The sequence below is a fragment of the Saccharopolyspora sp. NPDC047091 genome, from assembly GCF_040643635.1.
Lineage (GTDB): Bacteria > Actinomycetota > Actinomycetes > Mycobacteriales > Pseudonocardiaceae > Saccharopolyspora_C.
Genome location: NZ_JBEYUS010000040.1, coordinates 1 through 25,374, shown reverse-complemented (window position 1 = coordinate 25,374; position 25,374 = coordinate 1). Strand labels below are relative to the sequence as shown.

Here is a 25,374-nt window from a genome sequence, read left to right as displayed (position 1 = left end):
ACCCGGCACGACCCAGGAGACGAATGGCCCACTCGCCCACGCTGGCAGGGCGGGTGGGGCACTCACCTGGTGTGGTCTTGCGGGATGTGCGGGGCACCGTAGGCGGAGGTGCGCAAGTCGAGTTCAGCGTCAGCGCTCGGTCACGCATTGCTAGCCTGTGGCGGACCGCACTCCGACGTTCGGGTGGACCTGTGCTGACCTCGATCGGCTTGATCGCGACCGCTTTCGGCATGGCGGTGGCTTCCGCACTTCTCCCGGTGATCAGCGTGGAGATCTTCGTGATCGGCCTGGTCGTGAAGAGCCCGGAAGTGCCTTGGTGGCTGCTGGCGCTGGTGGTGACGATCGGCCAAATCGGCGGCAAGTTGCTGTACTTCTACGCGGCGCGGGGCGTGATCCGGTTGCCGCGCTTCCTGCAGCGCAAGAGCGAACCGGGCGAGCACCGCGGCCGCTGGGCGGCGTGGCTGGAGCGGTTCCGCGTCGGCTGCCAGACCCGTCCGATGTGGACGGGCGGGGTGCTGCTGCTGAGCGCGGTGGCGAGCCTGCCGCCGTTCCTGGCGACGTGCGTGGCCGCCGGATGGGCGCGGGTCCCGCTGAGCACTTTCCTGGTGACCGGCCTGGTGGGCCGCTTCGTGCGGTTCGCGGCGCTGGCGGTGGCGCCGGGCGCCATGATCGCCTGGCTGTGACCGTCTGGTCGTCACTGCCCGGTCGTCACTGCCTGGTCGTGACCGCCCGGTGCTGACCGCCCGGTCGTCACCGCCCGGTCGTCACCGCCCGGTCATCACCGCCCGGTCATCACCGCCCGGTGCTGACCGCCCGGTCGTGACTGCGCAGACGCCGCCGCACGCGGTCGGCCCGGTGCGACGGCGCCTGCTGTTCGCCTACAGCACGGTTCGGCGCTCATGGCGATCAGGGCTGCGGCAGCAGCTTCCCGGGCACGGCGGCGACCGAATCGAGCAGGCCCAGCACCGGGACGCCCAGCGGCGCGAACGTCCAGATGTTGTTCAGGTCCCCGGTGTCGGGCTGGTCGACGATGATGACGCCGCCCGGTTCCGGCGCGGGCTGCGGTGCGGCGGTGGCGGCGGTGGCGGAACCGAGCAGGGCGGTTCCGGCGAGCGCGGTGGCGGCCAGGCCGCGGCGCAGGGTGCTGTTCATCAGTGGTGTTCCTCTCCGGTGGTTCAGTTGAGGCGATCCGGCGGGTGCCGGATCGGTTGGGGCTGTGGGCTGGTGTTGGACGGCGGGAGCTGATTCACCCGGTGCTGGATCAGCACGAGCCGGATCAGCTGGCGCGGAATCAGCCGGCGACGATCAGCCGGTGCCGAACCGGCTCGTGTTGGACCAGCTGGAGCTCGATCACCTGGAACCGGACCAGCACGAACCGGACCGACCGAGGCCGAATCAGCCGTATCCCGATCAGCCGAAACCCGACCAGCCACATCCCGATCAGCCGAAACCCGACCAGCCGAAACTCGGCCTGCGGATCAGCTGAGCGCGTCGAGCAACCCCACGACCGGGTTCAGCGCGGCGGTGGGCAGCCCGACGGTGGGGCTGAGCAGCCCGCCCGCGTCGACGCCGGGGATCACCCAGATCGACGGCGGTTCGGCCTGCGCGGCTCCGGCGCCGAGCCCGAGCAGGGCGAGGCTGGTGACGGTCGCGGCCGTCAGCCTGGCGAGGTTCTTCGACATGGTGCTTCTCCTCGTTTCTCTCCATCCCGCCGCTCCGGCGGGAAGTCCAGCGCCCCGCGGCGAATCACCACCGCGCGGGCGGATCAGCAGACCGAGTCGGTGGGCTTCGGGTTGCCCAGCCCGAACAGCGGCCGCAGCAGCAGTCCCGCGTAGGTCCCGATGATGGCGACGACGCCCCACAGCCAGCCGTGCAGGCTGAACGAGGCGATGCCGGAGAAGTAGGCGCCGATGTTGCAGCCACCGGCGAGCCGCGCCCCGAGCCCCATCAGGATTCCGCCGAGCACGGCGCCGACGGCGAGCCGCCACGGGATGCGCCGGTGCAGCACGAACGCGCCGGCCGCGGCGGAGGCGACGAGGGCGCCGATCATGATGCCGAAGTCCATCACCGAGATCTTGTCGGCGAGCACGGACGCGTCGAGCTTCGCGGCGTTCTCCGGCACGGCCCAGAACGGCGCCCCGGAGATGTCGACGCCGATCCAGCCGAGGAACTTCGCGCCCCACAGCCCGAACGCGGAGGTGATGCCCCACGGCCCGCCCGAGATGAACAGGGTGAGCGCGTTCAGCCCGGCCAGCAGCAGCGCCCCGACCCACAGCGGCCAGGACCCGCGCAGCACCCGCAGCAGTCCCTGCGCGGTGGGCGGCGCTTCGATCGGCGGCGGGGTGCGGCGTCGTTCGACGAGCAGCGACACGCCGACGACCGCTCCGATGATGAGCAGCGAGATCAACAGCGCGCCCGGGTAGCCGAGCGGGGTGTCCGCGAAGGACACGGTGGGTCCGGTCTTCTGCAGCGCGCTGATCCACGGGGTGAGGAAGGCGCTGAGCACGGATCCGGCGATGAACCCGCCGAGGGTGTAGAGGATCGCGGTCTGCCCGCTGCCGACGGCGAACAGGGTGCCGGAGGCGCAGGACCCGCCGACCTGCATGCCGACGCCGAACAGGAACGAGCCGAGGACCACGCCGAATCCCGCGGGCGCCACGGTCCCTTCCGGGGCGCCGGAGAGCCCGGCGCCGGTGCCGAGGATGGCGGCGAACAGCACGCAGGCGACGGCGAGCATCAGCATGTGCGCGCGCAGCGCACGTCCTTGTCCGACGGCGACGAGCTGCCGCCAGGCGGAGGTGAACCCGAACCGGGAGTGGAACAGCACGCCACCGAGGGCGAGGCCCACGACGTAGAGCACGGCGAGCTTCCAGCCGGCGGCGCTGATGACGGCGAGGCCGACGACGGCGGCGAGCAGGACGCCGATGGTGACGACGCCGGGCCGGGCGGGCGGTGCCTGCGGTGCGGGTGGTGCGGGTGTTCTGGGTTCTTCAGCGGTGTCCACTATGGACATGTCGTTCGCTCCTCGTTTCGGGGGCCGGTGGCGGTTCAGGGGGCCAGCGGCCCGGAGACCGCGACCACGGTGCCATGCGGAACCCACTGACCGGCGGGTTCGGAACCGTGCATTCCGCCACGCATGCCGGGCATGTCCATCTGCATCGCGTCGACCTGCGCGGAGGCGTAGATCACGACGGGGTCGTGCGCGCGTTGCCCGCGGGCGGCGAGCCAGGTGTGGAATCCGGCGACGGACGGCGGTTCGCCGCCGAACGACGTGGCCAGGGCCATGCCGTATTCCAGGGAGCGGTATTCGCGGGGGTCGAACCGCAACGGCACCGCGGAACTGGCGATGCCGGTGGTGACGGGGCTGTGCAGCAGCCAGGGCGCGAGGTGCACGCCGTAGGCGTAGGTGGGCGCGGTGTGCTGGGTCGCCGCGACGGTCTCGAGGCGCCGGGCCGCGTCGGTCCAGCTGCCGACGAGCACGAGGGCGTTGTCGGGCGCCGGCCGGTCGCCGACGGGCAGCTCCGCCTGCCGTGCGGCGTCGCGGACGACGTCGGCGGCGGCGCGGGATCGGGGCGAGTCGTCGCCGAGGACGGTGATGCCGGGCGCCCCGTTGCGCTGGACGTAGCCGACGAGGACGCGCAGCGCGGCCGCGTCCTGCTCGGACAGCGAGTCGGCGGGGCAGCCGTCGAGCGGCGCGCGCTGCTCGGCGACGAGTCCGGCGAGCGCGGTGCTCGCGCATTCCGGCCCGTCGGCGGAGGTGGCGGCGGGCAGCCCGGGTCCGTTGCCGGTGTCCACCTCGACGTCACCGGTGGCGTCACCGGACCCGTGCAGCGCGAGTTCGCCGCGCCCGGCGGGCAGGTCCACTTCGGCCCAGGTGCCGGAGGTGCCGGGCCGGGCGACGGCGCGCACCGGGCCACCACCCGCGTCGACGGTGAAGTCGTCGCCCGCGCTCTCGGGCAGGTGCACCAGGTTCTTGCCGGGCCGGTGCGGGGTGACGAGCACCGGTACGTCCTGCGCGCCGACGGTGGCGTGCGCGAGCCGCGGCACGCCCGGCACCGGGAGTTCGCCGGGCGCCGGGATGCCCGGCAGCACGGTCCAGGCGGCGAAGGCGGCGGCGACGGCGACCGCCCCGACCCGGTAGGTCCGCCACGGATCACCGCGCCGCAGCAGCAGCACGACGACGCCCGCGGCGAGCGCGGACAGCGCGATCAGCAGCAGCACGGCACCGAGTCCGCCGAACAGCCGCCGGTCCGCGATGCCGGTGAGCACCAGCTGCGCCACCGCGGCGGCGAGCAGCACCACGGCGAGCACGATCGCCAGCGGCCGCAGCCGCAGCCCGCCTTCGGGCCGCCGCTCGGCGGGCAGGGTGAGCGCGAATCCGGCGAGTCCGAGCCAGGTGACGGCGGTGGCGGTGACGAGGGTGGTGATGAGGAATTCGGCGGGCGAGTGCCCGAGCGCGCTCTCCACGACGACGAGCGCGGTGAGCGCGAACCCGAGGTAAGCGGCGGGAGTGGGCGCGCGCAGCGCGATCGGCAGCGCGAGCAGCAGCACCGCGTGCACGACGGCGACGGGCGCGTTGATGTCGAGCAGCGGGATCGACAGCACCGCGGCGACCGCGCCCACCCCGGCGGCGGCCCACGCGGTCCACGTGGTGGCGCGTCCGGTGCCGCGCACGGCGGGGCGCAGCAGCCCGAGCCCGGCGGCGACGACGGTGCCGCCGAGCAGCAGCACCCGCAGCACGAGCCCCGCGGCGTCCACTCCGGTCACTCCGGTGCCGGGGTGCATACCGCTCATGTCCATCGCGATCCTCACTACGAACGAATGCGGGAGGTTCCCGGGATTCCGGGAGGAGCCGCCGGGCGGGTCCGCGGGGGATCCGCCCGGCGGCGCGGGGTTACTTCAGGTCCTCGTCGGCGACGACGAACAGTTCGGAGTGCGGTTTCGCGTTGCCGAACGGCCCGTGCGGCCAGCGCTCCCGGTTGAAGTTGATCCCGGTCTCACCGGTCACCTCGTCCTTGAAGGACTCGTCCACGGCGACCTTCCCGTCGGGCGCGAGGTCGACCATGTTGACCTTGTGGTCGCCGTCGAGCCCGGAGCGGGCGACGAAGTAGTTGGACACCGCGAGCCTGCCGGGCTGCTTGGTCTCCTCGTAACGTCCGTCGGCGCCTTCGGTGAAGTTGTCGTAGGCGCCCCAGTGCGGTCCCGCGCCCGGCTGCCCGGGGTTGATGGGGGCCGCGCCGGCCAGCGTCGGGCAGTCCTGCCCGCCGCCGTTCTCGGCCTTCTCGACGGTGTCGATGGTGCACTGGAAGTCGTTCCCGGCGGCCACGATCTTGGAGATGTCGAGGGTGTAGACGCCGCCGGTGGAGCCGGGGTCGTCAGGGCCGAGCGCGCCCTTCTGCCGCCCCTGCACCGCGCGGTACAGGAACTTGTCGTCGGGGCTGGTCTGGATCCAGCCGCCGTTGGAGCTGCCGCCGCGGGCGTCGTTGTTGGCCGGGTCGATGGCCTTGAGCGCCTGCCCGTCGTCGAAGACCTGCGTCCAGCGGGGCGCGGGCGCGGTGATGTCCGGCGTGTAGAACACCGCACCGCCCTGCATGGTCTCGGCGAACGCTCCCTTGTGGCCGGGCAGATTGGTGACGGTCGTCTCCATCACGGCGCGGCTCTCGGAGTGCAGCGGGTCGGCGGGATCGGCGCGCGGCCCGTCCGGCAGGTAGGACACGGCCCGCAGCTTCGGGTGGTTGCGGTCGGAGATGTCCCAGGTGCGCACGGTCGGCCGCCGCAGGTACGGCGAGGGCTGCTTGACCGGGTCCAGGATGATGTTGCGCGGTTCCGCGTAGTCACTGGTGATCAGCGTGTTCAGGTCCTCGCGGGCCTGGATGCCGTGCGGGTTGGCGCAGGTGGGCTTCCCGAGCTGCGGGAGGTTGTCGCACAGCTTCGGGTCGTCGCCCTGCGGGGTCGCCGCGGGCGATTGGGACAGCACCTTGCCGTTCGGGTCGAACCGGACGACCTCCCCGGGGCTGCCGGCGAACCCGTTGCCGACGTGCACCGATCCGTCGTCGTAGCGGTACGGGCCGGGCACGACGGGACCGCCCATGTAGGTCCCGTAGGAGGTGCCGTCGGACAGCGTCCAGTACGCGTCGGGGACGGAGCCGCCGAGGGTCTGGGTGGGCAGGCTGACGCCCTTGAGCTCCAGGTTCGGCAGCTTCGTGACGTCGAACGCGTAGGTGGCGCCGAGGAACAGCGCACCGGCGAAGATGGTGTCGCCCTTGTGCCACACGTACTGCATGTGGTGCGGCTCGTTCTCCACCAGCGGCCCGACGGTGGCGGTGTTGACGACCTCGCCGTAGGTCTCGGAGCCCTTGGTGGCGTCGATGACGGCGAGGAAGTCCGGTCCGGGCAGGGCGTTCTTCACCTTGCCGAGGCCGTCGCCGAGCGATCCGGGCAGGCCCTTGACGTCCTTGACCGCGGTGTCGGCGATGTTCTCGTCACCGGCCCACACCAGCAGCCATTCCTTGCGCTTGCCGTCGGCGGCCTTCGTGGCGGTCCTGCTGACGACGTGGTTGGTGACGGTGTAGTTCTTGCCGTCGGCTCCGGGCACCTGCTGCGTGGTGACCTGCACGTCGGCGTAGGCGTCGGTTCCACCGACGGGCAGCGTGATGGCGCCGACCGCGAGCAGCGCAGCGGCCGCTCCGGTCAGTCCCTTCCGCCATGCGCGCGAGGGGGTTCTCATCTTCTCTCCGGTCTCCATCTCGGTTCCACCAAGGTCTCGGCAACCGTTCTTCTCGTGCGGATTCGTTCTGGCGCTGGATGTCGTTCTGGTGCTGGATTCGAATGCGATCGGTTTCGGACACGCGTGTCCCCAGAACCGGTTTTCCGGAATTCGGCGCGAGCCGAAACCGATTCAGGGCACACCCGGTCGCCGGATTCGACATCGCGCGATCCGGTGCACGACAGGCGGCATCGCCCGCGGGAGGAATGGAACGGGGAATTCGGGGGGGGGGAATTGCTTCGAGCCCGGAGGCCGTCACAGCGGCCGGGCGGGCACCAGCGGAATCCACTGCTCAGCGCAGGCGCGAGCGAGCGAAATTCGATGCGCGCATTGTCTTCGCGGCGGCGGTGCGGCCGATCAGAGACTACGACAGAGGGCGCTGGACTGGTGCTGCAAATCCACGTGCAAGCGGACCACCAGAGAGGCGAACCTGGACATGCGCTAGATCATGCGGCGCAACTGTACGCGGTGTCAACTAAGCGCCCAAACCGTGAGATCCACGCGGTTCGGACCTGCGGAATTCAACGGAGGAACCCGACGATCACCCGAAAGCAGGTACCGCGGCTGGTCCGGACGATCTACCGTTCCGCGTCCGCATCCCCGCGCTGCAGTTCGATCGCCCGGCGCATCGCCTTGCGCCCCCGGTTGCGGTCGCCCGCCAAGTCGTAGGCCTGCGCCACGGCGAACCAGCACCGCCAATCGCCCGGGGAAGCCTCCAGCTCGGCCTGCTTCTCGTCGAACCAGGCGTCGGCGGCCTCCCGCTCGACGCGTCCGGAAGGACGGCGCGGCAGGTGCGAGACGTCCGGCAGCGCGCCCTCGTCGTGCAGCTGCCGCGCGAGCCGTTCGGTGCCGGCGCCGAAGCGCAGCTGGTCCACCACCAGCAGCGCGCCCAGCACCGGCAGCACGAAGACCGCCACCCCGAGCACCACGAACACCGGGCGCCCCGTGACGATCATCGTGATCGCCCGGCCGCCCATCAGCACCAGGTACACCAGCAGCACCGCGGCCAGCACGAACGCCGCCGTGCGCGGCCCGAGCCCGCGCCGCCGCTCACCCTCGGACATTCACAGCCCCAGCACGGATTCGAGGCCCACGGTCAGCCCCGGCCGCCCGCCGACCTCGCGGACCGCCAGCAGCACGCCGGGCATGAACGAGCGCCGGTCGTACGAGTCGTGCCGGATGGTCAACGTCTCCCCTTCGGTGCCGAACAGCACCTCCTGGTGGGCGACGAGCCCGGCCATCCGGATCGAGTGCACCGGGACGCCGTCGACCTTCGCGCCGCGCGCGCCGTCGAGCTCCTTGGTGGTGGCGTCCGGCGCCGGGTCCAGCTCCGCGGACTCGCGGGCCTGCGCGATGACCTCGGCGGTGCGGGCGGCGGTCCCGGACGGCGCGTCGGCCTTCTTCGGGTGGTGCAGCTCGACGATCTCCACCGATTCGAAGAACCGGGCGGCGACCTCGGCGAACTTCATCGACAGCACCGCGCCGAGCGCGAAGTTCGGCGCCACCAGCACCCCCACCTGCGGGTGTTCGGCGAGCAGCGAGCCGATGTTCTGCAGCTCAGCCGTGCCGAGCCCGCTGGTGCCGACGACGACGTGGATGCCGTTCTCCACGCAGAACCGCACGTTCGCCAGCACCGAGTCGGGGTGCGTGAGGTCCACGGCGACCTGCGCGCCGGAGTCGACGAGCAGCTGCAGCGGGTCTTCCCGGTTGATCGAGGCGACCAGTTCGGTGCTGGGGTCCTCACCGACCGCGCGCACCGCCTCGGAGCCCATCCGGCCGCGGGCACCGAGCACGCCGACCCGCACCGGGGATGCGACGGGGGTTTCCAGGGAAGTCACGAACGTGCCGCCTTTCTGGTGTGCTCCGGCCGGCGAACGGATTCCGGCAGGTCCTCGACGTTCTCGTACGGCCCGACGACGACGGTGGTCAGCGGGCGGCGCAACAGGTCCGCGGCGAGCTCCGCCACGTCCTCGGCGGTGACCGCGTCGATGCGGGCGAGGGTGTCCTCGACGCTGAGGTGCCGCCCGTAGTTCAGCTCGCTCTTGCCGATGCGGCTCATCCGGGACGCGGTGTCCTCCAGGCCGAGCACCAGCCCGCCGCGCAGCTGCCCGCGCCCGCGCGCGACCTCGTCGGCGCTGAGCCCGTCGGCGGCGACCGATTCGAGCACGTCCCGGATCACGGTGGTGACCTCGCCGAGCCGGTCCGGCTGGCAGCCCGCGTACACCGAGAAGGTGCCCGCGTCGGCGTACGAGGTCGCCGCCGAGTAGACGGAGTAGGCGAGGCCGCGCTGCTCGCGCACCTCCTGGAACAGCCGGGAGCTCATGCCGCCGCCCAGCGCGGCGTTGAGCACGCCGAGCACGAACCGGCGGTCGTCGTGCCGGTGCAGCGCGCGGCAGCCCAGCAGCAGGTGGGCCTGTTCGGTGTCGTCGTGCTCCAGCACGAGCGGCTGCTGCTTGGGCAGCCGGGTGCGGCCGGTGCGCGGCGGCGCGGGCGCGTCCTCGCCCTGCAACCGGTCCCCGACGGCCTTGCGCAGCAGCCGCAGCACCTTGCCGTGCTCGACGTTGCCCGCGACGGCGATCACCATCTTCGGCAGCGCGTAGCTGCGGCGGTAGAACCCGTGCACCCGGCCGCGGGTCATCTCGGTGATGGATTCCTCGGTGCCCAGCACCGAGCGGCCCAGCGGGTGGTCGCCGAGCACCGCTTCGGCGAACAGCTCGTGCAGCAGGTCTTCCGGGTCGTCGTCGCGCATCGCGATCTCCTCGAGCACGACGCTGCGTTCCACTTCGACGTCGGCGGCGGCGTTGACCGCGTCGAACACGACGTCGCAGAGCATGTCCACGGCCAGCGGCAGGTCCTCGTCGAGGACGTGCGCGTAGTAGCAGGTGTGCTCCTTGGAGGTGAACGCGTTGAGCTCCCCGCCCACCGCGTCGATCTCCTGGGCGATGTCCACGGCGGTGCGCCGCGCGGTGCCCTTGAACAGCAGGTGCTCCAGGTAGTGCGCGGCCCCGGCCTGCGGCCTGGTCTCGTCGCGCGAGCCGACGCCGACCCAGATGCCGACGGAGGCGGACCGGACGCCCGGGATCTCCTCGGTCACCACTCGCAGCCCGCCGGGGAGCACGGTGCGCCGCACCGATTCGGCTCCGCTGGTGGCCAGCACCCGGGTGGTTCCGGGCCGCTGGAGATGTCCCGCTCGCGTCTGGTTCTGCTTCATCGTCCCCGGGTCTCGTCGCCGTTCGCCCTGCCACACGATACGGCCCGCCCCGGACGTGCTGTCCGGGGCGGGCCGCTTCGCTGCCGATGATCGGGCGGACCCGATCTCATCGCGTCATGAGGTCACTCGGCGGGGGCTTCCGCCGGGGCCTCGGCGTCGGCCTGCTCGCCGGCGGGGGCCTTGTCGGCCTCCTCATCGACGACGATCAGGCTGATCTTGCCGCGGTTGTCGATGTCGGCGATCTCGACGCGCAGCTTGTCGCCGACGTTGACGACGTCCTCGACCTTGCCGATGCGCTTGCCCTGGCCCAGCTTGGAGATGTGCACCAGGCCGTCCTTGCCCGGCAGCAGCGAGACGAACGCGCCGAACGCCGCGGTCTTGACCACGGTGCCCAGGAAGCGCTCGCCGACCTTCGGCAGCTGCGGGTTCGCGATGGCGTTGATCTTGTCGATCGCGGCCTCCGCGGACGGGCCGTCGGCCGCACCGACGTAGATGGTGCCGTCGTCCTCGATGGTGATCTCGGCGCCGGTCTCCTCGGTGATCGAGTTGATCATCTTGCCCTTCGGCCCGATGACCTCGCCGATCTTGTCGACCGGGATCGAGACCGAGGTGACGCGCGGAGCGTGCGGGCTCATCTCGTCCGGGGTGCCGATGGCCTCGGCCATGACCTCCAGGATGGTGAACCGGGCGTCCCTGGCCTGGCCCAGCGCCTGCGCCAGCACCTCGGACGGGATGCCGTCCAGCTTGGTGTCCAGCTGCAGCGCGGTCACGAACTCCTTGGTGCCCGCGACCTTGAAGTCCATGTCGCCGAAGGCGTCCTCGGCACCGAGGATGTCGGTCAGCGCCACGTAGTGCGTCTTGCCGTCGACGTCATCGGAGACGAGGCCCATCGCGATGCCCGCGACCGGCGCCTTCAGCGGCACACCGGCGTTGAGCAGCGACAGCGTCGAGGCGCAGACCGAGCCCATCGAGGTGGAGCCGTTGGAGCCCAGCGCCTCGGAGACCTGCCGCAGCGCGTAGGGGAACTCCTCGCGCGTGGGCAGCACCGGCAGCAGCGCCCGCTCGGCCAGCGCGCCGTGGCCGATCTCGCGGCGCTTCGGGCTGCCGACGCGACCGGTCTCACCGGTGGAGAACGGCGGGAAGTTGTAGTGGTGCATGTACCGCTTGCTGGTCTCCGGACCGAGCGAGTCGATCGTCTGCTCCAGCCGCAGCATGTTCAGCGTGGAGACGCCCATGATCTGGGTCTCGCCGCGCTCGAACAGGGCCGAGCCGTGCGCCCGCGGCACCACGCCGACCTCGGCGGAGAGGCTGCGGATGTCGGTGAGGCCGCGGCCGTCGATGCGGACCTTCTCGGTGATGATCCGCTGGCGGACCAGCTTCTTCGTCAGCGAGCGGAACGCCGCGCCGATCTCCTTCTCGCGGCCGGCGAAGGGCTGCCCCTCCTCGATGCCGACCTTCTCCAGCGCGACCTGCTTGATCTCGTCGAGCCGGCTCTCGCGCTCCTGCTTGCCCGCGATGGACAGCGCCTGTGCCAGGTCGGCGGAGACGGCGCCCTCGACGGCGCTGTAGGCGTCGTCCTGGTAGGCGGGGAACAGCGGGTACTCGGCGGTCGCCTTGCCCGCGGCCTGGGCCAGCGCCTGCTGGGCCTGGCACAGGGTGCGGATGAACGGCTTCGCGGCCTCCAGACCGGCGGCGACGACCTCTTCGGTGGGCGCCTGGGCGCCCTGGCCGACCAGGTCGATCGTCTTGTCGGTGGCCTCGGCCTCGACCATCATGATCGCGACGTCGTCACCGACGATGCGACCGGCGACGACCATGTCGAACACCGCGCGCTCGAGCTGCTCGTAGGTGGGGAAGGCCACCCACTGCCCGTCGATCAGCGCCATCCGGGTGCCGCCGACCGGGCCGGAGAACGGCAGGCCGGACAGCTGGGTGGAGGCGGACGCGCCGTTGATGGCGAGCACGTCGTACGGGTCCTTCGGGTCCAGGCTCATCACCGTGACCACGACCTGGATCTCGTTGCGCAGGCCGTCCACGAAGGACGGGCGCAGCGGCCGGTCGATCAACCGGCAGGTCAGGATCGCGTCGGTGGAGGGACGACCCTCGCGGCGGAAGAACGAGCCGGGGATGCGGCCCGCGGCGTACATCCGCTCCTCGACGTCCACCGTCAGCGGGAAGAAGTCGAGGTTGTCCTTGGGGTGCTTCGAGGCCGTGGTGGCCGACAGCAGCATGGTGTCGTCGTCCAGGTAGGCGACGACGCTGCCCGCGGCCTGCTTGGCCAGCCGACCGGTCTCGAACCGGACCTCGCGGGTGCCGAAGGCACCGTTGTCCAGCACCGCGGTCGCTTCGTAGACGCCTTCGTCGACGTTGTGGGCCTGTGTCAAGTGGAACTCCTAGTTTCAGGGGTCCACGGTCGTGCGGGGGAATCTTTCCGACGAGGCCGGTCATCGATCGAAGCCACCGGGCGGGGTGCGCCCGGGGGCCACTACCGAGGACCGGCGGATGATGACCCGCCGTGGGCGTGGACCCGGATCGTGCGCGGGCCTAGCGGCCCGTCTTGATGCGTTCGGTTGTGCATCGGGGGAGCGCTCCACTGTGGAACGCTCCCCCGACGTAGGTCAACGACGCAGACCGAGCCGCTGGATCAGCGAGCGGTAGCGCTCGATGTCGACCTTGGTCAGGTAGTTCAGCAGCCGGCGGCGACGACCGACCATCAGCAGCAGGCCACGACGCGAGTGGTGGTCGTGCTTGTGCTGCTTGAGGTGCTCGGTCAGGCCCGAGATCCGGTTGGTCAGCAGGGCCACCTGGGCCTCCGCCGAACCGGTGTCGGACTCGTGCAGACCGTAGTCGGCCAGGATCTGCTTCTTCTGCGCGGTGGACAGCGCCACGACTGACTCTCCTTGTTTCGCGTGCCGTGTCAAGTGCTGCTGGTGCGCCGGTCGCGGGCTCGGAGCCGGGATGAGCACCGGGCGCGGAACGCACCGGACACGACTCACGGCCATCGCCACGTCGCGCGCCCCGGGCGGTCCACACCGGAGATCGTCACCCCGAATCCCGGACGCGACCTGGAAGCCAGGTCGCCGGGAGCCGTCCCCGAGTTCCGCTCCCCCGGTTCCGGACCGATCGCGCGGCCGCCGGAGCGGCTGCGCCGGCCGGATTCCCGGACCGGTGCCCCCACGAGGTGCGGGCTGGTCACGGTCACTGGTCGCGGTCACGCTGGACGCGGTCGCGCTGGGCACGGGCACGCGGTTCGCGTGCACGCCGGGTAACGGCACACCGGATCCGGCCGCCACGGACTACAGCCGGATCCGCGTTCAGGATATCAGGGGCCGAGCGGTCCACCCTGGTCCCCCGCCGCCCGGCGTGGCACCGGGACCGCGTGCAGCGCGCGGTACCGCGCCCCGGACGGCCCGGGGTCGCTGCGCACCAGCGCGACCTCCGCGACGTCCCACCACGGTCCGGCATAGCCGCTGAGCGGCCCGATCAGCCGTGCCGGGTCCGGCAGTCCCGCGTTCCACCGGGCGACGGTGAGGTGCGCCCGGAACCCGCCGGGGTCCCCGCCCGCGATCCGCACCAGCTCGTGCAGCCCGCGCGTGTCGGCATCGGTGGCGGTCTCGACTCCGATCCACAGCACCCCGCGGAAGGTGCCCGCGCCGGCCAGCCGCAGCCGTGGAGCCGGGCCCGCGGCGGGCACCCGCCGGTCCAGCTCGGCCGCGAGCGGCGCCGGATCGGCGGGCCCGTGGAAGCGCAGCGTCACGTGCCACTGCCGGGGAGGCGTGCGGCGGAAGCGCCGCAGCCGCTCCACCTGCCGGGACGGGAGCTCGCCGAGCGCGGCGGCGAGGTGCTCGACCGCCGCCGCGGGCGGCCACACCGCGGTGAACAGCCGCGGCGGCGGGTGCTCCGCACCGACCTCGTCCACCGCCTCGGTGCCGTCGGCCGTCGGAGCTCGACCCACCGGATGGGTGCCATCGACCCCCGGAGCTCGGGCCACCGGTTCGGTGTCGCCGACCCCCGGAGCTCGGGCCATCGATTCGGTGCCATCGGCCGCCGGAGCTCGGGCCGCCGGTTCGGCACCTCCGCCGCCCGGGGCTTCGCGCTCCGGTCCTCGCCGCGCCAGGTCTTCGCTCACCGGCGCAGTGTCGCAGCGATCCCGCGAGCGCGGGAGCGGCCGGTCAGGCCGGTTCGCCGGTGGCCGCGCGGCGCAGCAGGCCGGCCAGCTCCGGGTAGCGGCCGTCGATCAGGGCGGCCGCGGCCTCCAGTTCGCTCGGCTTCGCCGCACCGCGCAGCACCGGCCAGGCCACTTCTTCGCCGTTCACCGCCATCACCGGCAGCGTGTCCCGGCCGACCGACGGCTTGGAATCGCGCACGTCCGCCAGCGCCGCCTGGATCGCCTCCGACTCGCCCGCGGCCACGCCCGGCACGAGCACCTTGCGCTCCAGCATCACCAGCCTGGCCAGCACCGACGGGTTCCCGATCTTGGCGCGGCGGCCGCTCATCACCTGGCTGAGCATCGGCGCGCTGATGCCGAGGACCTCGGCGAGTTGGGCCTGTGAGATCCGGAACGCCACCACGAGCCGCCGAACCCGATCGCCCAACGGCTCGCCGTACCACTCGCGTTGCAGCGCCAGATTGCGCTGGACGCTCTTGTGCTCCGCCACCTCAGCTCCCCAGGTACCACAGTAGATCGCCGCCGCCGGAACGTTCCCCCGAGCGGGCGGTACTGAATACTGCCAGGCCATCGCGCCGCACCGGACCGGTTCGGTGATTTCGCCCGCCCCCAGCGGGTCGATCAGCCACGAGCACCGAGGATCTCACGGGTGTCCACGACGTCCTGGTTCATCTGCTCGATCAGCGCTTCCACCGAGTCGTAGCGCTCCATCCCGCGCAGCCTGCGCACGAAGTCCAGCCCCACGTGCTCCCCGTAGAAGTCGGCGTCCACATCGAGCACGAACGCCTCCACCGTCCGCTCCGTACCGGAGAACGTCGGGTTGCTGCCCACCGACACCGCCGCGGGCAGCGTCTCGCCCGGGCCGGTGGAGCCGCGGCGCCGGTGGGTGAACCAACACGCGTACACGCCGTCGGCGGGGATCGCGGAGTGCTCCGGGCTGGACAGGTTCGCGGTCGGGAAGCCGAGCTCGCTGCCGCCGCGCCCGGCGCCGCGCACCACGATGCCCTCCAGCCGGTGGTAGCGGCCCAGCGCGGACGCCGCGGCCACCACGTCCCCGGCGTCGATGCAGGAGCGGATGTAGGTCGAGGAGAACGTCACCGGCGCGTCCGAGGGCCCGTCGGCGCGCTCGGTGGTGCCGCTGAGCAGCCGGTCCGAGGCCACCTCGAACCCGAACCGCTCCCCCAGCTGCGCGAGCAGCGCGATGTTCCCGGCGGCGCGGTGGCCGAACGTGAAGTTCTCCCCCACCACGACCACGGCCGCGTGCAGCCGGTCCACCAGCAGCTCGTGCACGAACTCGTCGGCGGGCATCCGGGACAGCTCCGCGGTGAACGGCAGCACGCAGAACACGTCCACGCCGAGCTGCTCCGCCAGTTCCGCGCGCCGCCGCAGCGTGGTCAGCTGGGCGGGATGGCTGCCGGGCCGCACCACCTCCGCGGGGTGCGGGTCGAAGGTCATCAGCACGCAGGGGATGCCGCGCTCGCGCGCCGCCCGCACCGCGTGCGTGATCAACTGCTGGTGTCCCTGGTGGATCCCGTCGAAGACGCCGATGGTGACGACGCACCGGCCCCAACCGCCCGGGAGCTGCTCCAAACCGCGCCAACGCTGCACGGCTGGCAAGCCTACTGGTTGCCTCCGGATCGGCCGTTCAGCCCGCCGGGGTCAGCACCAGCACGGGTCGCGCGGTCCGCCCCTGGTCCTGCACCAGCGCGACCGCCCGGCCGTCGGGGCCGAACACGCCGCAGGTGCCGGCGACGCCGGTCGCCGGGATGGTCTGGCCGTGCATGAGGGCGCGGACGGTGACCGCGTCGGTGTCGTGCCGGGCGAAGGCGGTGGCGATCGCCCGGTCCAGGTCCATCGACAGGCCCGGCTCCGCTTCCAGCTGGTCGAGGGTGCGGGCGGTGGCCAGGCCGAACGGGCCGACCCGGGTGCGGCGCAGCTCGCCGAGGTGGCCGCCGACGCCGAGCCGGGCGCCGAGATCGCGGGCCAGCGCGCGCACGTAGGTGCCGGAGGAGCACTCGACGAGCACGTCCAGCTCGACGAACCGCTCCTCGTCCGGCTCATCGGCGGGCTCGGCCGGTGCGCGCAGCGCCAGCAGGTCGAACCGGGAGACGGTGACCGGCCGGGCGGCCAGCTCCACCTCCTTGCCCTCGCGGGCCAGTTCGTAGGCGCGCTTGCCGTTGACCTTCACCGCGCTCACCGAGCTCGGCACCTGCTGGATGTCCCCGGTGAGCTCGGCGATGCCGTCCCGGACGGCCTGCTCGGTCACCCCGGACGGGTCGGTCCGCGACCACATCTCGCCTTCGGCGTCATCGGTGCTGGTGGCGGCGCCGAGCCGGATCGTCGCCAGGTACGCCTTGGTGTCCAGCGCCAGGTGCCCGAGCAGCTTGGTGGCTCGTTCCAGGCCGAGCACCAGCACGCCGGTGGCCATCGGGTCGAGGGTGCCCGCGTGGCCGACCTTGCGGGTGCCCATGATGCGGCGGACGCGGGACACCACGTCGTGCGAGGTCATGCCGGAGGGCTTGTCCACCACGAGCAGGCCGGGCGGGACGGTGGGACGGTTGCGCGCTGTACGGGAGTGCTCGGACACGGCTGGCAATACTCCACGACCGCTCCCCCCGCTCCCACATCGACCCCGCCCACCCCAGCCCGCCTGCGCCCGGACCGCCTCGCCGTCCCGTCAGCGGCGCAGCCGCTGAACAACGACCACCCAAGACACCGGCACCGCAGCGGGTTCTCAGCTGTTCCCTCGCGAGGACAGCGATTTCTCCTGTGGCGGAGCCACCGGTGAAAACGATCCCGCAGCGAGGGAACAGCTGAGGTTCCGCCACCCGAGCACTACGCAGAACGAGCGGGAACCCACAGATCAAGCAGGTGACGTGCCGATTACCGCCCACTTCCCCGACCTGGCGCGCAGCAGCAACGTGATCAGCCGCAGCACCATGAACAGGCTGAGGCCCGTCCAGATCCCGGCGAGCCCCCAGCCGAAGGCCAGCGACAACCAGATCAGCGGCAGGTAGCCGACGGCGGCGCTGAGCATCGTCGCGGTGCGCAGGTAGCGCGCGTCGCCCGCGCCGAGGAACACCCCGTCCAACGCGAACACCACTCCGGCCACCGGCTGCTGGAGCACGAAGAACCACCACGCGTTCGGCAGCTGCGCCAGCACCGCCGCATCGCTGGTGAACACCCGCGGCAGCACCGCGGCGAGCGCCGCGAACACCAGGGCCAGCAGCACCCCGAACCCGAGCCCGTACCAGCTGACCTGCCGCGCCACGCCCTTCGCCCGCTGCGCCGCCCCACCGCCGAGGGCCGCACCGACCAGCGACTGGGCCGCGATCGCCAGCGAATCCAGCACCAGCGACAGGAACGACCACAGCTGCCACACCACCTGGTGCGCGGCGGCCGCGTCGGCTCCGGTGCGGGCGGCGACCGAGGTCGCCGACAGGAAGCACGCCTGGAACGCGAGGGTGCGCAGCACCAGGTCCCGCCCCATCCCCAGCTGGGCGCGCATCGTCGCCGGATCGGGCCGCATCCCGGCCCGCTCCACCACGAGCGCGCGCAGGAACAGCGCCGCCGCGATGCTCTGGCCGATCAGGTTCGCGATCGCCGAGCCCTCCAGCCCCCAGCCGAGCGGGTACACGAACAGCGGGCACAGCACCGCCGAGGTCCCGTTGCCCGCGAGCACGAACCACAGCGGGCGCCGGGTGTCCTGCACCCCGCGCATCCATCCGTTGCCCGCCATCGTGATCAGCACCAGCGGCGCGCCGAGCAGTGCGATCCGCAGCCAGCTCGCCGCCGCGTCCGCGATGGGCCCTTCCCCGGCGAGCAGCTCCGCGATCGGCACCGCGAACAGCTGCGCCAGCACCAGCAGCAGCACGCCGACGGCGATGCCGAGCCAGGTGGCCTGCACCCCTTCGGCGACGGCGTCCGCGCGCCGGCCGGCGCCGTGCAGCCGGGCCGTGCGGGCGGTGGTGCCGTAGGACAGGAACGTGAGCTGGCTGGACACCAGCGTGAACAGGGTTCCGCCGAGGGCGAGCCCGGCCAGCGGCACCGCGCCGAGGTGACCGATCACGGCGGTGTCCACCAGCACGTACAGCGGCTCGGCGGCCAGCACGCCCAGCGCGGGCACGGCCAGTCCGAGCACCGTCCGCACCGGGACCCGTTCGGCGACCTCGCTCACGACACCCTCCCGGTAAGCTGTGAAACCGCATTTCGATCCTGACGCAGGCTAGCCGCGAGGAGCCCGGATGGACAGCACCGATTACGCGGAGCTGGCGCTGCGGCTCGCGAACGCCGACCTCACCGATCTGGACCGGCTGCGGGCGGCGCTGCACGACGAGCCGTGGTGGTCCGAGCGGGTGCACGAGCAGGACCTGGCGGTGCTGCGCACGGTCGCGGCGGGCCTGCGGGACGCGCTGGACGCACTGCTGGCCGGGGTCGCGGACCAGGCGCAGGACGCGGTGAACGCCCTGCTGGAGCGGCACCCGCCGCGGCCGCGGCTGTCCGGGCACGGCCCGCAGTGGCACGTGCACGTCGCGGGACCGGACGCCCCGCCCGCCACCGAGGTCGCCGCCGCGGCCGCCTGGGGCCTGGCGCAGGGCGTGGTGCTGCACGGCATGGACCGGTGGGGCCGGTGCGAAGCCGCGGGGTGCGGCACGTACTTCCTGGACACGTCGACCAACCGGGCGAAGCGGTTCTGCTCGGCGCGCTGCGCGAACCGTGTGCACGTCGCCGCGTTCCGCGCCCGCCGCCGCGGCTGACGGCGGCTGACGGCGGCTCAGCCGAGCAGCGGAGCCTTCTCCAGCGCCGCGCGCACCGAGTCGAGCACGTCGTCCGCCGAACCGTCGGCGGTGAACCCGGCCGCCAGCCGGTGCCCGCCACCGCCGCAGAGGTTCGCGGCCGCGCCGACGTCCACCCGGCTGTCCGCGCGCAGCGACACCGACCAGCGGTCCGCGGCGAGTTCCTTGAGCACCACCGACACCTCGGCCTCCGCCGTGGTGCGCACGATGTCGATCACGCCGTCGAGCTCCTCGCTGCGCACCTCCGCGGATTGCGCGAGCCGCACCTCCGCGTGCACCAGCCCCAGCCCCTGCGCCGCCGCCGGTTCCAGCGCGGCCCGGCCCAGCACGTCCGAGAGCATCGGCAGCCAGGCGAACGGGTGGGTGTCCATCAGCGAGCGGGTCAGCGCGTCCGGGTCGACCCCGGCTTCCAGCAGCCGCGCCGCCATCAGGTGGGTGGCCGGGGTGGCCCGCCGGAACCGGCCGCTGTCGGTGACCAGCCCCGCGTACAGGCAGCGCGCGATCGGCAGGTCCAGCGGGGCACCGAGCTCGTCGAGCAGCCGCAGCACCAGCACGACCGTCGCCACGGCCGTCTCGTCGATCACGTGGTGGGTGCCGAACCGCGGGTTCGCCACGTGGTGGTCGATGACGAGGACCGAGCCGCCCGCGTCGATGGTGCTCCGGACCCGGTCGGCGAGCGCGCCCAGCCGCTGCAGGCTGCCCGCGTCGCACACCACCAGCAGCGGGCCCGCGGCGGGCACGTCGGCGGCGGGCACGATCAGCCCGTCGGTGTCGAGGATCCGCAGCGACGCGGGTACCTCGGCGGGGTGGCCGAACGACACCCGGACCCGGGCACCCCGGGCGCGCAACGCCCGGCCCAGCGCCAGTGCGCTGCCCAACGCGTCCGCGTCCGGGTTGACGTGCGCGAGCAGCGTCACGTCGGAGGCGTCGGCGAGCAGCCGCGCGGCGGCCACCACCTCATCCGGCGTGGGTACCGCCGCACCGGCGGTTCCGGAATGCCCGTCCACAGGCTTCACCTCCACGCCGAACGGCACCGCACGACCGCGGTGCCGCCTTCAACGCACCGCATCCGCGCGGGCGGTTCAACCACTCTGTGGCCGATGCCGCAGATCGGCATCTTCGCCGTTCGACGGCTCGTCACCTGCGGTTTCCGCGTCGTCATCCGCGGTGTCCTCCGGTGCCGCACGGTAAGGGTCCGCCTCCCCGGCGTGCTCCGCTCCCGAAGCCAGCCGGGCGACCTCCGCGTCGGCTTCCTTGGCCCGGGCGACCAGCTCGTCCATCCGACGGGCGTCGTCCGGCACGGTGTCCGCGACGAACGTGAGCGTCGGGGTGAACCGCACACCGGTCTGCGCCCCCACCCGGGACCGCAGCACGCCGGTGGCGCTGGACAGGGCGGCGGCCGTCGACGCGTAGTCGCTGTCGTCGCCGAACACGGTGTAGTAGACCGTGGCGTCCCGCAGGTCCGGGGTGACGCGGGCGTCGGTGATCGTCACCATCGCCAGCCGCGGGTCCTTGACCTCGTATTCCAGTCCCGAGGCCACGATCTGCGCGATGCGCTTCGCGAGCCTGCGGGCGCGCGCCGTATCGGCCACGGCGCACCTCCTCCGTCGATCCTGCGCCCGGTGGTCCGGGCGTGAACAGTGTCCGTGTCACCGGCGGTCGAGCCGCCACGGCACGGCTCCCGGGCTGCCGCCGCGGGCGGGCCCCGTCACCGGGAGAACCCGCCCGGGGCCGTCAGTCTTCCGGACCCAGCATCCGCTGCCGGGCCGACAGGAGTTCCAGTTCGGGGCGCGCGGCGACCGCGCGCTCGCACGCGTCGAGCACGTCGCGCACGTGCGCGGCGTCGCCGGAGACCGCACTCACCCCGATCAGGGCCCGGCGGTGCAGGTCCTGATCGCCTGCTTCCGCCACGGCCACGTCGAAGCGCTTCCGCAGGTCGGCCACGACGGGCCGCACCACGGCGCGCTTCTGCTTCAACGAGTGGACGTCACCGAGCAGCACGTCCAGTTCCAGCGCACCGACGTACATCAGCTCGCTCCTCGGATCGTGCGCCCGCACGACCGCCGGGGGCCGCCCAGCAAGGACGACCCCCGGCGGAAGTGGATCAGTTGCGCGGCTTCTCCCGCATCTCGTAGGTCTCGATCATGTCGTCGACCTTGATGTCGGAGTAGGAACCGAGCGTCAGACCGCACTCGAACCCGTCGCGGACCTCGGTGGCGTCGTCCTTGAACCGCTTCAGCGAGTTGAGGCTGAGGTTCTCGGCGACGACCACGCTGTCGCGCAGCAGCCGGGCCTTGGCGTTCCGGCGCATGATGCCCTCGGTGACCATGCAACCGGCGATGGTGCCGACCTTCGAGGACTTGAAGACCTCGCGGACCTGCGCCTTGCCGAGCTCGACCTCTTCGTACTCGGGCTTGAGCATGCCCTTGAGCGCCTGCTCGATCTCCTCGATCGCCCGGTAGATCACCGAGTAGTACCGGATCTCCACGCCCTCGCGGTTGGCGACCTCGGCCGCCTTGCCCTCGGCCCGGACGTTGAAGCCCAGGACGATGGTGTTCTCCGCGGTGGCCAGGTTGATGTCGGACTCGTTGATGCCACCGACGCCGCGGTGGATGACCCGGAGCTCGACCTCGTCGCCCACCTCGATCTTCATGAGCGATTCTTCCAGCGCCTCGACGGTACCGGAGTTGTCACCCTTGATGATCAGGTTGAGCTGGTTGGTCTCCTTGAGCACCTTGTCCAGGTCCTCGAGGCTGACGCGCTTGCGCTTGGCGGCGTTCTGCGCCTCGCGGATGCGCGCCCCGCGCCGGTCGGCGATCTGCCGAGCGACCCGGTCCTCGTCGACGACGAGGAAGGTGTCACCGGCGCCGGGCACCGAGGTGAACCCGATGACCTGGACCGGACGGGCCGGCATGGCCACCGTGACGTCCTCGTCGTGCTCGTTGATCATCCGGCGGACTCGGCCGTGCGCGTTGCCCGCGACGATCGAGTCACCGACGCGCAGCGAACCGCGCTGCACCAGCACCGTGGCCACCGGACCGCGACCGCGGTCCAGGTGCGCCTCGATCGCGACGCCCTGGGCCTCCATCTCGGGGTTGGCCCGCAGGTCGAGCGAGGCGTCCGCGGTCAGCAGGATCGCCTCCAGCAGACCGTCGATGTTGGTGCCCTGCTTGGCGGAGATCTCGACGAACATGGTGTCGCCGCCGTACTCCTCGGCCACCAGGTTGTACTCGGTGAGCTGCTGGCGGATCTTGTCCGGGTTCGCACCCTCGACGTCGATCTTGTTGACCGCCACCACGATCGGCACACCCGCGGCCTGCGAGTGGTTGATCGCCTCCACCGTCTGCGGCATGACGCCGTCGTCGGCGGCGACCACCAGCACGGCGATGTCCGTGGACTTCGCGCCTCGGGCACGCATGGCGGTGAACGCCTCGTGACCCGGGGTGTCGATGAAGGTGATCGGGCGCTCGTTGCCCTCGAGCTCGGTCACGACCTGGTAGGCACCGATGTGCTGGGTGATGCCACCGGCCTCGCCGGCCTGCACGTTCGCCTTTCGGATGGTGTCCAGCAGGCGCGTCTTGCCGTGGTCGACGTGACCCATGACGGTGACCACCGGCGGCCGCGCGGCCAGCTGCTCTTCGCTGCTGTCCGGGTCGCCGAAGCTGATGTCGAACGACTCCAGCAGCTCGCGGTCCTCGTCCTCCGGGCTGACCATCTCGACCCGGTAGTTCATCTCCTGGCCGAGCAGCTCCAGGACCTCGTCCGAGACGGACTGGGTCGCGGTGACCATCTCACCGAGGTGGAACATCGCCTGCACCAGCGAAGCCGGGTTGGCGTTGATCTTCTCGGCGAAGTCGGTCAGCGAAGCACCGCGGCGCAGGCGGAGGACTTCGCCGCTACCGCGCGGCAGCCGGACACCGCCCACCGACGGCGCCTGCATGTTGTCCATGTACTCCTGGCGCTTCTGCCGCTTGGACTTGCGGCCACGACGCGCCGGACCACCGGGACGGCCGAAGGCACCGGCCGCGCCACCGCGACCGCCACCACCGGGACGGCCACCGCCGCCCGGACGACCGCGGAAGCCACCACCGGCGGGAGGCCCACCGGCCGGAGCACCGCCGCCACCACCGGGGCCGCCGCGGAAACCGCCGCCACCGCCACCGGGACGGCCACCGCCGCCACCGCCGCCGGGACGACCGCCACCGCCGCCACCGGGACGACCGCCACCGCGGCCACCGCCGGGTCCACCGGGACCGCCGGAGCGGGCCGGGCGGGACGGCATCATGCCGGGGTTCGGACGCGGGGGCATCATGCCCGGGTTCGGACGGTTGCCGCCGCCCTCACCGCCGCCGCGCGGGGCGGGAGTACCGGACGCCGGAGCGGTACCGGCACCGCCCTGACCACCGCGGTCGGGGCGCTGCCCCTGCTGACCGCCGCGACCGGGGCCGCCCTGACCGCCCTGGCGCTGCTGCCCGCCACCGGCACCGCCGGGACGCTGCGGGCGCGGCGCCGGGGAACCGGAGCCGACGCCGAACGGGTTGTTGCCGACGCGCGGCGAACGCGGGCCGGGCTTGGGCTTGGCGCCCTGCGGCTTCGGCGGGACGGTGCCGTCGCCGGCATCGCCGCCTTGCTTCGAGTCCTGCTTCGGGCCGGGCCGGGGGCCGGGCTTCGGGCCACCGGGACGCGGCGCGGCGGCACGCTGCTCGCCGCCCTGCTGCGGGGCCTCGGCCGGTGCGGCCGGTGCCTGCGCGGCGGGAGCCTGCTCGAACGGAGCGGTCTCCGGGGCCGGGGACTTCGGACCGGGCTTGGGGCCCGGCTTCGGTCCGGGCTTGGGCGCGCTGGTCTCGGCCGGCTGGCCTGCGGACTGCTGCTCCGCCGGTTGCGGGGCGGGTGCCTGCGGCCGCGGACCGGGCTTCGGGCCGGGCTTGGGCGCACCGTCACCGGCGGCACCGGGCTGGCCTTCGGGCTTGCGCGGCGGCGCGGGCTTCGCCCCGCCGGCACGGCCGCCGGGCTTGCCCGACTTGGGGTATGCGTCGCGGAGTCGGCGCGCCACCGGGGCTTCCACGGTGGACGACGCGGACTTGACGTACTCGCCCTGTTCGGCGAGCTTGTTGAGAACTTCCTTGCTGGTCACACCGAGCTCTTTCGCGAGCTCGTGCACGCGGGCCTTGCCTGCCACTGCTCTCCTCATCTGGTGAGGCCGGGCGGCAGTCCCGCTCGACCTCGTCCTATCGCCGATGCGCGTTCATGTCTTCAGCTTCACGGCTGATTCATGACGGGTCGACCTGCTTCCTTCAACTGCGTCCGCGCGGGAGGTTCCCGCGTCGGTCTGGTGATGAGCCGCTCGCCGCTAGTGACCCGGAATCCGGAGTGGAGTCCAGGTGTCCCTGCACGGCGGAGAGGTCCAGCGGCCCCGGCACTCGAAGTGCGCGGGGGAACGCCCGACGTCGCTCGGCGAGTCGCAGGCAACGGGGATCGGGGTGCAACCACGCGCCCCGACCCGACCGCCTGCTTCGCGGATCGGGGACGACCGCGGAACCCGCGGAACCGTCCTCGGCCACCACTCGCAGCAGCTCGGCGGCCGACGTCCGGATGCGACACCCCACACAGGTGCGAACCGGTCCTTGATCACGGCGATCGCCGTGCGTACCGGACGTTCGTGTGCGGATTCTCGCTCCCCTCGCGTCGAGCCACCAATGATTCTAACCCGCCGCCGCCAGCGCTCGTATCCGAGTCCGCCACCGAGGTGGCGGCGGACCCGGCACCGGGCGTCGCCGGGGCGGTGCGGTCACTCCGCGGAGCCGACCGCGGGCAGTTCGTCGGCGCCTGCCGCGCCACCGGGCGGCGGGGCCACGGCCTGTCCCGCCGAGGTGGTCGGCGAGGCCGGGTCGGCATCGCTGCGGATGTCGATCCGCCAGCCGGTGAGCCGCGCGGCGAGGCGGGCGTTCTGGCCCTCCTTGCCGATGGCCAGCGACAGCTGGAAGTCGGGGACGACGACGCGTGCGGTCTTGGCCCGCTCGTCGACGACCTCGACCGAGATCACCTTCGCCGGGGACAGCGCGTTGCCGACGAACGTCGCCGGGTCCTCGGAGAAGTCGATGATGTCGATCTTCTCGCCGCCCAGCTCGCTCATCACGTTGCGCACCCGGGCCCCCATCGGGCCGATGCAGGCGCCCTTGGCGTTGACGCCGCCGACCGAGGAGCGCACCGCGATCTTGGAGCGGTGCCCGGCTTCGCGGGCGACCGCGGGGATCTCGACGGTGCCGTCGGCGATCTCCGGGACCTCCAGCGCGAACAGCCTGCGCACCAGGTTCGGGTGGGTGCGGGAAAGGGTGATCTGCGGGCCGCGGGCGCTGCGGGAGACGCCGACGACGTAGCACTTGACGCGCATGCCGTGCTCGTAGCGCTCACCCGGCACCTGCTCGGCGGCGGG

The 25,374-nt window shown here is 72.4% G+C and carries 24 protein-coding genes; 3 read left to right on the top strand and 21 right to left on the bottom strand.

The features are described from left to right. Positions 1 to 191 precede the first annotated feature (191 nt). Positions 192 to 683 (top strand): hypothetical protein, encoded by a 492-nt coding sequence (locus tag ABZ805_RS18155; protein ID WP_358441288.1) that lies wholly within the window; start codon positions 192 to 194, stop codon positions 681 to 683. A 223-nt stretch (positions 684 to 906) separates the two neighbouring features. On the opposite strand, the gene ABZ805_RS18150 is transcribed toward ABZ805_RS18155, so the two are convergent. Next, the gene (locus ABZ805_RS18150; RefSeq protein ID WP_358441286.1) at positions 907 to 1,152 is read right to left on the bottom strand and encodes a hypothetical protein; all 246 of its coding nucleotides are present in this window, start codon (positions 1,150 to 1,152) and stop codon (positions 907 to 909) included. 160 nt (positions 1,153 to 1,312) lie between these two features. On the opposite strand from ABZ805_RS18150, the gene ABZ805_RS18145 reads away from it, so the two are divergent. Then, positions 1,313 to 1,486: a hypothetical protein gene (locus ABZ805_RS18145; protein WP_358441284.1), complete on the top strand. Its 174-nt coding sequence runs from the start codon at positions 1,313 to 1,315 to the stop codon at positions 1,484 to 1,486. Here ABZ805_RS18145 and ABZ805_RS18140 read toward each other — a convergent pair. The 14 genes from ABZ805_RS18140 to ABZ805_RS18075 all read right to left on the bottom strand — a co-directional run bounded on the left by ABZ805_RS18140 (position 1,479) and on the right by ABZ805_RS18075 (position 18,322). Next, positions 1,479 to 1,682, bottom strand: coding sequence for a hypothetical protein (locus ABZ805_RS18140; protein ID WP_358441281.1), 204 nt, complete (start codon positions 1,680 to 1,682; stop codon positions 1,479 to 1,481). The two genes, ABZ805_RS18145 and ABZ805_RS18140, sit on opposite strands and share 8 nt — an antisense overlap. 83 nt (positions 1,683 to 1,765) lie before the next feature. Beyond that, positions 1,766 to 3,013 (bottom strand): YeeE/YedE family protein, encoded by a 1,248-nt coding sequence (locus tag ABZ805_RS18135; RefSeq protein ID WP_358441279.1) that lies wholly within the window; start codon positions 3,011 to 3,013, stop codon positions 1,766 to 1,768. A gap of 35 nt (positions 3,014 to 3,048) precedes the next feature. Next, positions 3,049 to 4,794 carry a DUF6239 family natural product biosynthesis protein gene (locus tag ABZ805_RS18130; RefSeq protein WP_358441277.1) on the bottom strand — a complete coding sequence of 582 codons (1,746 nt, stop codon included), beginning with the start codon at positions 4,792 to 4,794 and terminating at the stop codon, positions 3,049 to 3,051. Positions 4,795 to 4,894: 100 nt separating this feature from the next. Beyond that, the gene (locus ABZ805_RS18125; RefSeq protein ID WP_358441274.1) at positions 4,895 to 6,727 is read right to left on the bottom strand and encodes a hypothetical protein; all 1,833 of its coding nucleotides are present in this window, start codon (positions 6,725 to 6,727) and stop codon (positions 4,895 to 4,897) included. A gap of 617 nt (positions 6,728 to 7,344) precedes the next feature. Next, positions 7,345 to 7,830 carry a hypothetical protein gene (locus tag ABZ805_RS18120; RefSeq protein ID WP_358441272.1) on the bottom strand — a complete coding sequence of 162 codons (486 nt, stop codon included), beginning with the start codon at positions 7,828 to 7,830 and terminating at the stop codon, positions 7,345 to 7,347. Beyond that, entirely contained in the window at positions 7,831 to 8,595 is a 765-nt protein-coding gene (dapB, locus tag ABZ805_RS18115; protein ID WP_358441390.1) for a 4-hydroxy-tetrahydrodipicolinate reductase, read from the bottom strand. Positions 8,596 to 8,600: 5 nt separating this feature from the next. Then, positions 8,601 to 9,977: a pitrilysin family protein gene (locus tag ABZ805_RS18110; RefSeq protein WP_358441269.1), complete on the bottom strand. Its 1,377-nt coding sequence runs from the start codon at positions 9,975 to 9,977 to the stop codon at positions 8,601 to 8,603. Positions 9,978 to 10,099: 122 nt separating this feature from the next. Further along, a complete protein-coding gene (locus tag ABZ805_RS18105; protein ID WP_358441267.1) occupies positions 10,100 to 12,361 on the bottom strand; it encodes a polyribonucleotide nucleotidyltransferase in 2,262 nt (753 codons plus the stop codon). Between the two features lie 234 nt (positions 12,362 to 12,595). Then, the gene (gene rpsO, locus ABZ805_RS18100; protein WP_358441265.1) at positions 12,596 to 12,865 is read right to left on the bottom strand and encodes a 30S ribosomal protein S15; all 270 of its coding nucleotides are present in this window, start codon (positions 12,863 to 12,865) and stop codon (positions 12,596 to 12,598) included. Between the two features lie 434 nt (positions 12,866 to 13,299). Continuing rightward, positions 13,300 to 14,106, bottom strand: coding sequence for a 2'-5' RNA ligase family protein (locus ABZ805_RS18095; protein ID WP_358441262.1), 807 nt, complete (start codon positions 14,104 to 14,106; stop codon positions 13,300 to 13,302). Between the two features lie 43 nt (positions 14,107 to 14,149). Then, positions 14,150 to 14,635 (bottom strand): helix-turn-helix transcriptional regulator, encoded by a 486-nt coding sequence (locus tag ABZ805_RS18090; protein ID WP_358441260.1) that lies wholly within the window; start codon positions 14,633 to 14,635, stop codon positions 14,150 to 14,152. A gap of 131 nt (positions 14,636 to 14,766) precedes the next feature. After that, complete coding sequence (locus tag ABZ805_RS18085; RefSeq protein WP_358441257.1) at positions 14,767 to 15,753, bottom strand: bifunctional riboflavin kinase/FAD synthetase; 987 nt, start codon at positions 15,751 to 15,753, stop codon at positions 14,767 to 14,769. A gap of 37 nt (positions 15,754 to 15,790) precedes the next feature. After that, entirely contained in the window at positions 15,791 to 16,732 is a 942-nt protein-coding gene (gene truB, locus ABZ805_RS18080) for a tRNA pseudouridine(55) synthase TruB (protein ID WP_358441255.1), read from the bottom strand. A 276-nt stretch (positions 16,733 to 17,008) separates the two neighbouring features. Next, on the bottom strand, positions 17,009 to 18,322 hold the full coding sequence (locus ABZ805_RS18075; protein WP_358441253.1) for an MATE family efflux transporter: 1,314 nt from the start codon (positions 18,320 to 18,322) through the stop codon (positions 17,009 to 17,011). A 67-nt stretch (positions 18,323 to 18,389) separates the two neighbouring features. Between ABZ805_RS18075 and ABZ805_RS18070 the strand changes: the two genes are divergently transcribed. Then, on the top strand, positions 18,390 to 18,902 hold the full coding sequence (locus ABZ805_RS18070) for a CGNR zinc finger domain-containing protein (protein ID WP_358441250.1): 513 nt from the start codon (positions 18,390 to 18,392) through the stop codon (positions 18,900 to 18,902). Between the two features lie 17 nt (positions 18,903 to 18,919). On the opposite strand, the gene ABZ805_RS18065 is transcribed toward ABZ805_RS18070, so the two are convergent. The 6 genes from ABZ805_RS18065 to nusA all read right to left on the bottom strand — a co-directional run. Beyond that, a complete protein-coding gene (locus ABZ805_RS18065) occupies positions 18,920 to 19,897 on the bottom strand; it encodes a bifunctional oligoribonuclease/PAP phosphatase NrnA (protein WP_358441387.1) in 978 nt (325 codons plus the stop codon). Between the two features lie 126 nt (positions 19,898 to 20,023). Beyond that, positions 20,024 to 20,533: a 30S ribosome-binding factor RbfA gene (gene rbfA / locus ABZ805_RS18060; RefSeq protein ID WP_358441247.1), complete on the bottom strand. Its 510-nt coding sequence runs from the start codon at positions 20,531 to 20,533 to the stop codon at positions 20,024 to 20,026. Between the two features lie 142 nt (positions 20,534 to 20,675). Continuing rightward, on the bottom strand, positions 20,676 to 20,969 hold the full coding sequence (locus ABZ805_RS18055; protein WP_358441244.1) for a DUF503 domain-containing protein: 294 nt from the start codon (positions 20,967 to 20,969) through the stop codon (positions 20,676 to 20,678). 76 nt (positions 20,970 to 21,045) lie between these two features. Then, positions 21,046 to 24,120 (bottom strand): translation initiation factor IF-2, encoded by a 3,075-nt coding sequence (gene infB, locus ABZ805_RS18050; protein ID WP_358441242.1) that lies wholly within the window; start codon positions 24,118 to 24,120, stop codon positions 21,046 to 21,048. A gap of 115 nt (positions 24,121 to 24,235) precedes the next feature. Continuing rightward, the gene (locus ABZ805_RS18045; protein WP_358441239.1) at positions 24,236 to 24,547 is read right to left on the bottom strand and encodes a YlxR family protein; all 312 of its coding nucleotides are present in this window, start codon (positions 24,545 to 24,547) and stop codon (positions 24,236 to 24,238) included. A gap of 182 nt (positions 24,548 to 24,729) precedes the next feature. Then, positions 24,730 to 25,374, bottom strand: a 645-nt coding sequence (gene nusA, locus ABZ805_RS18040) for a transcription termination factor NusA (protein ID WP_358441237.1), incomplete at its 5' end; no start/stop codon positions are given.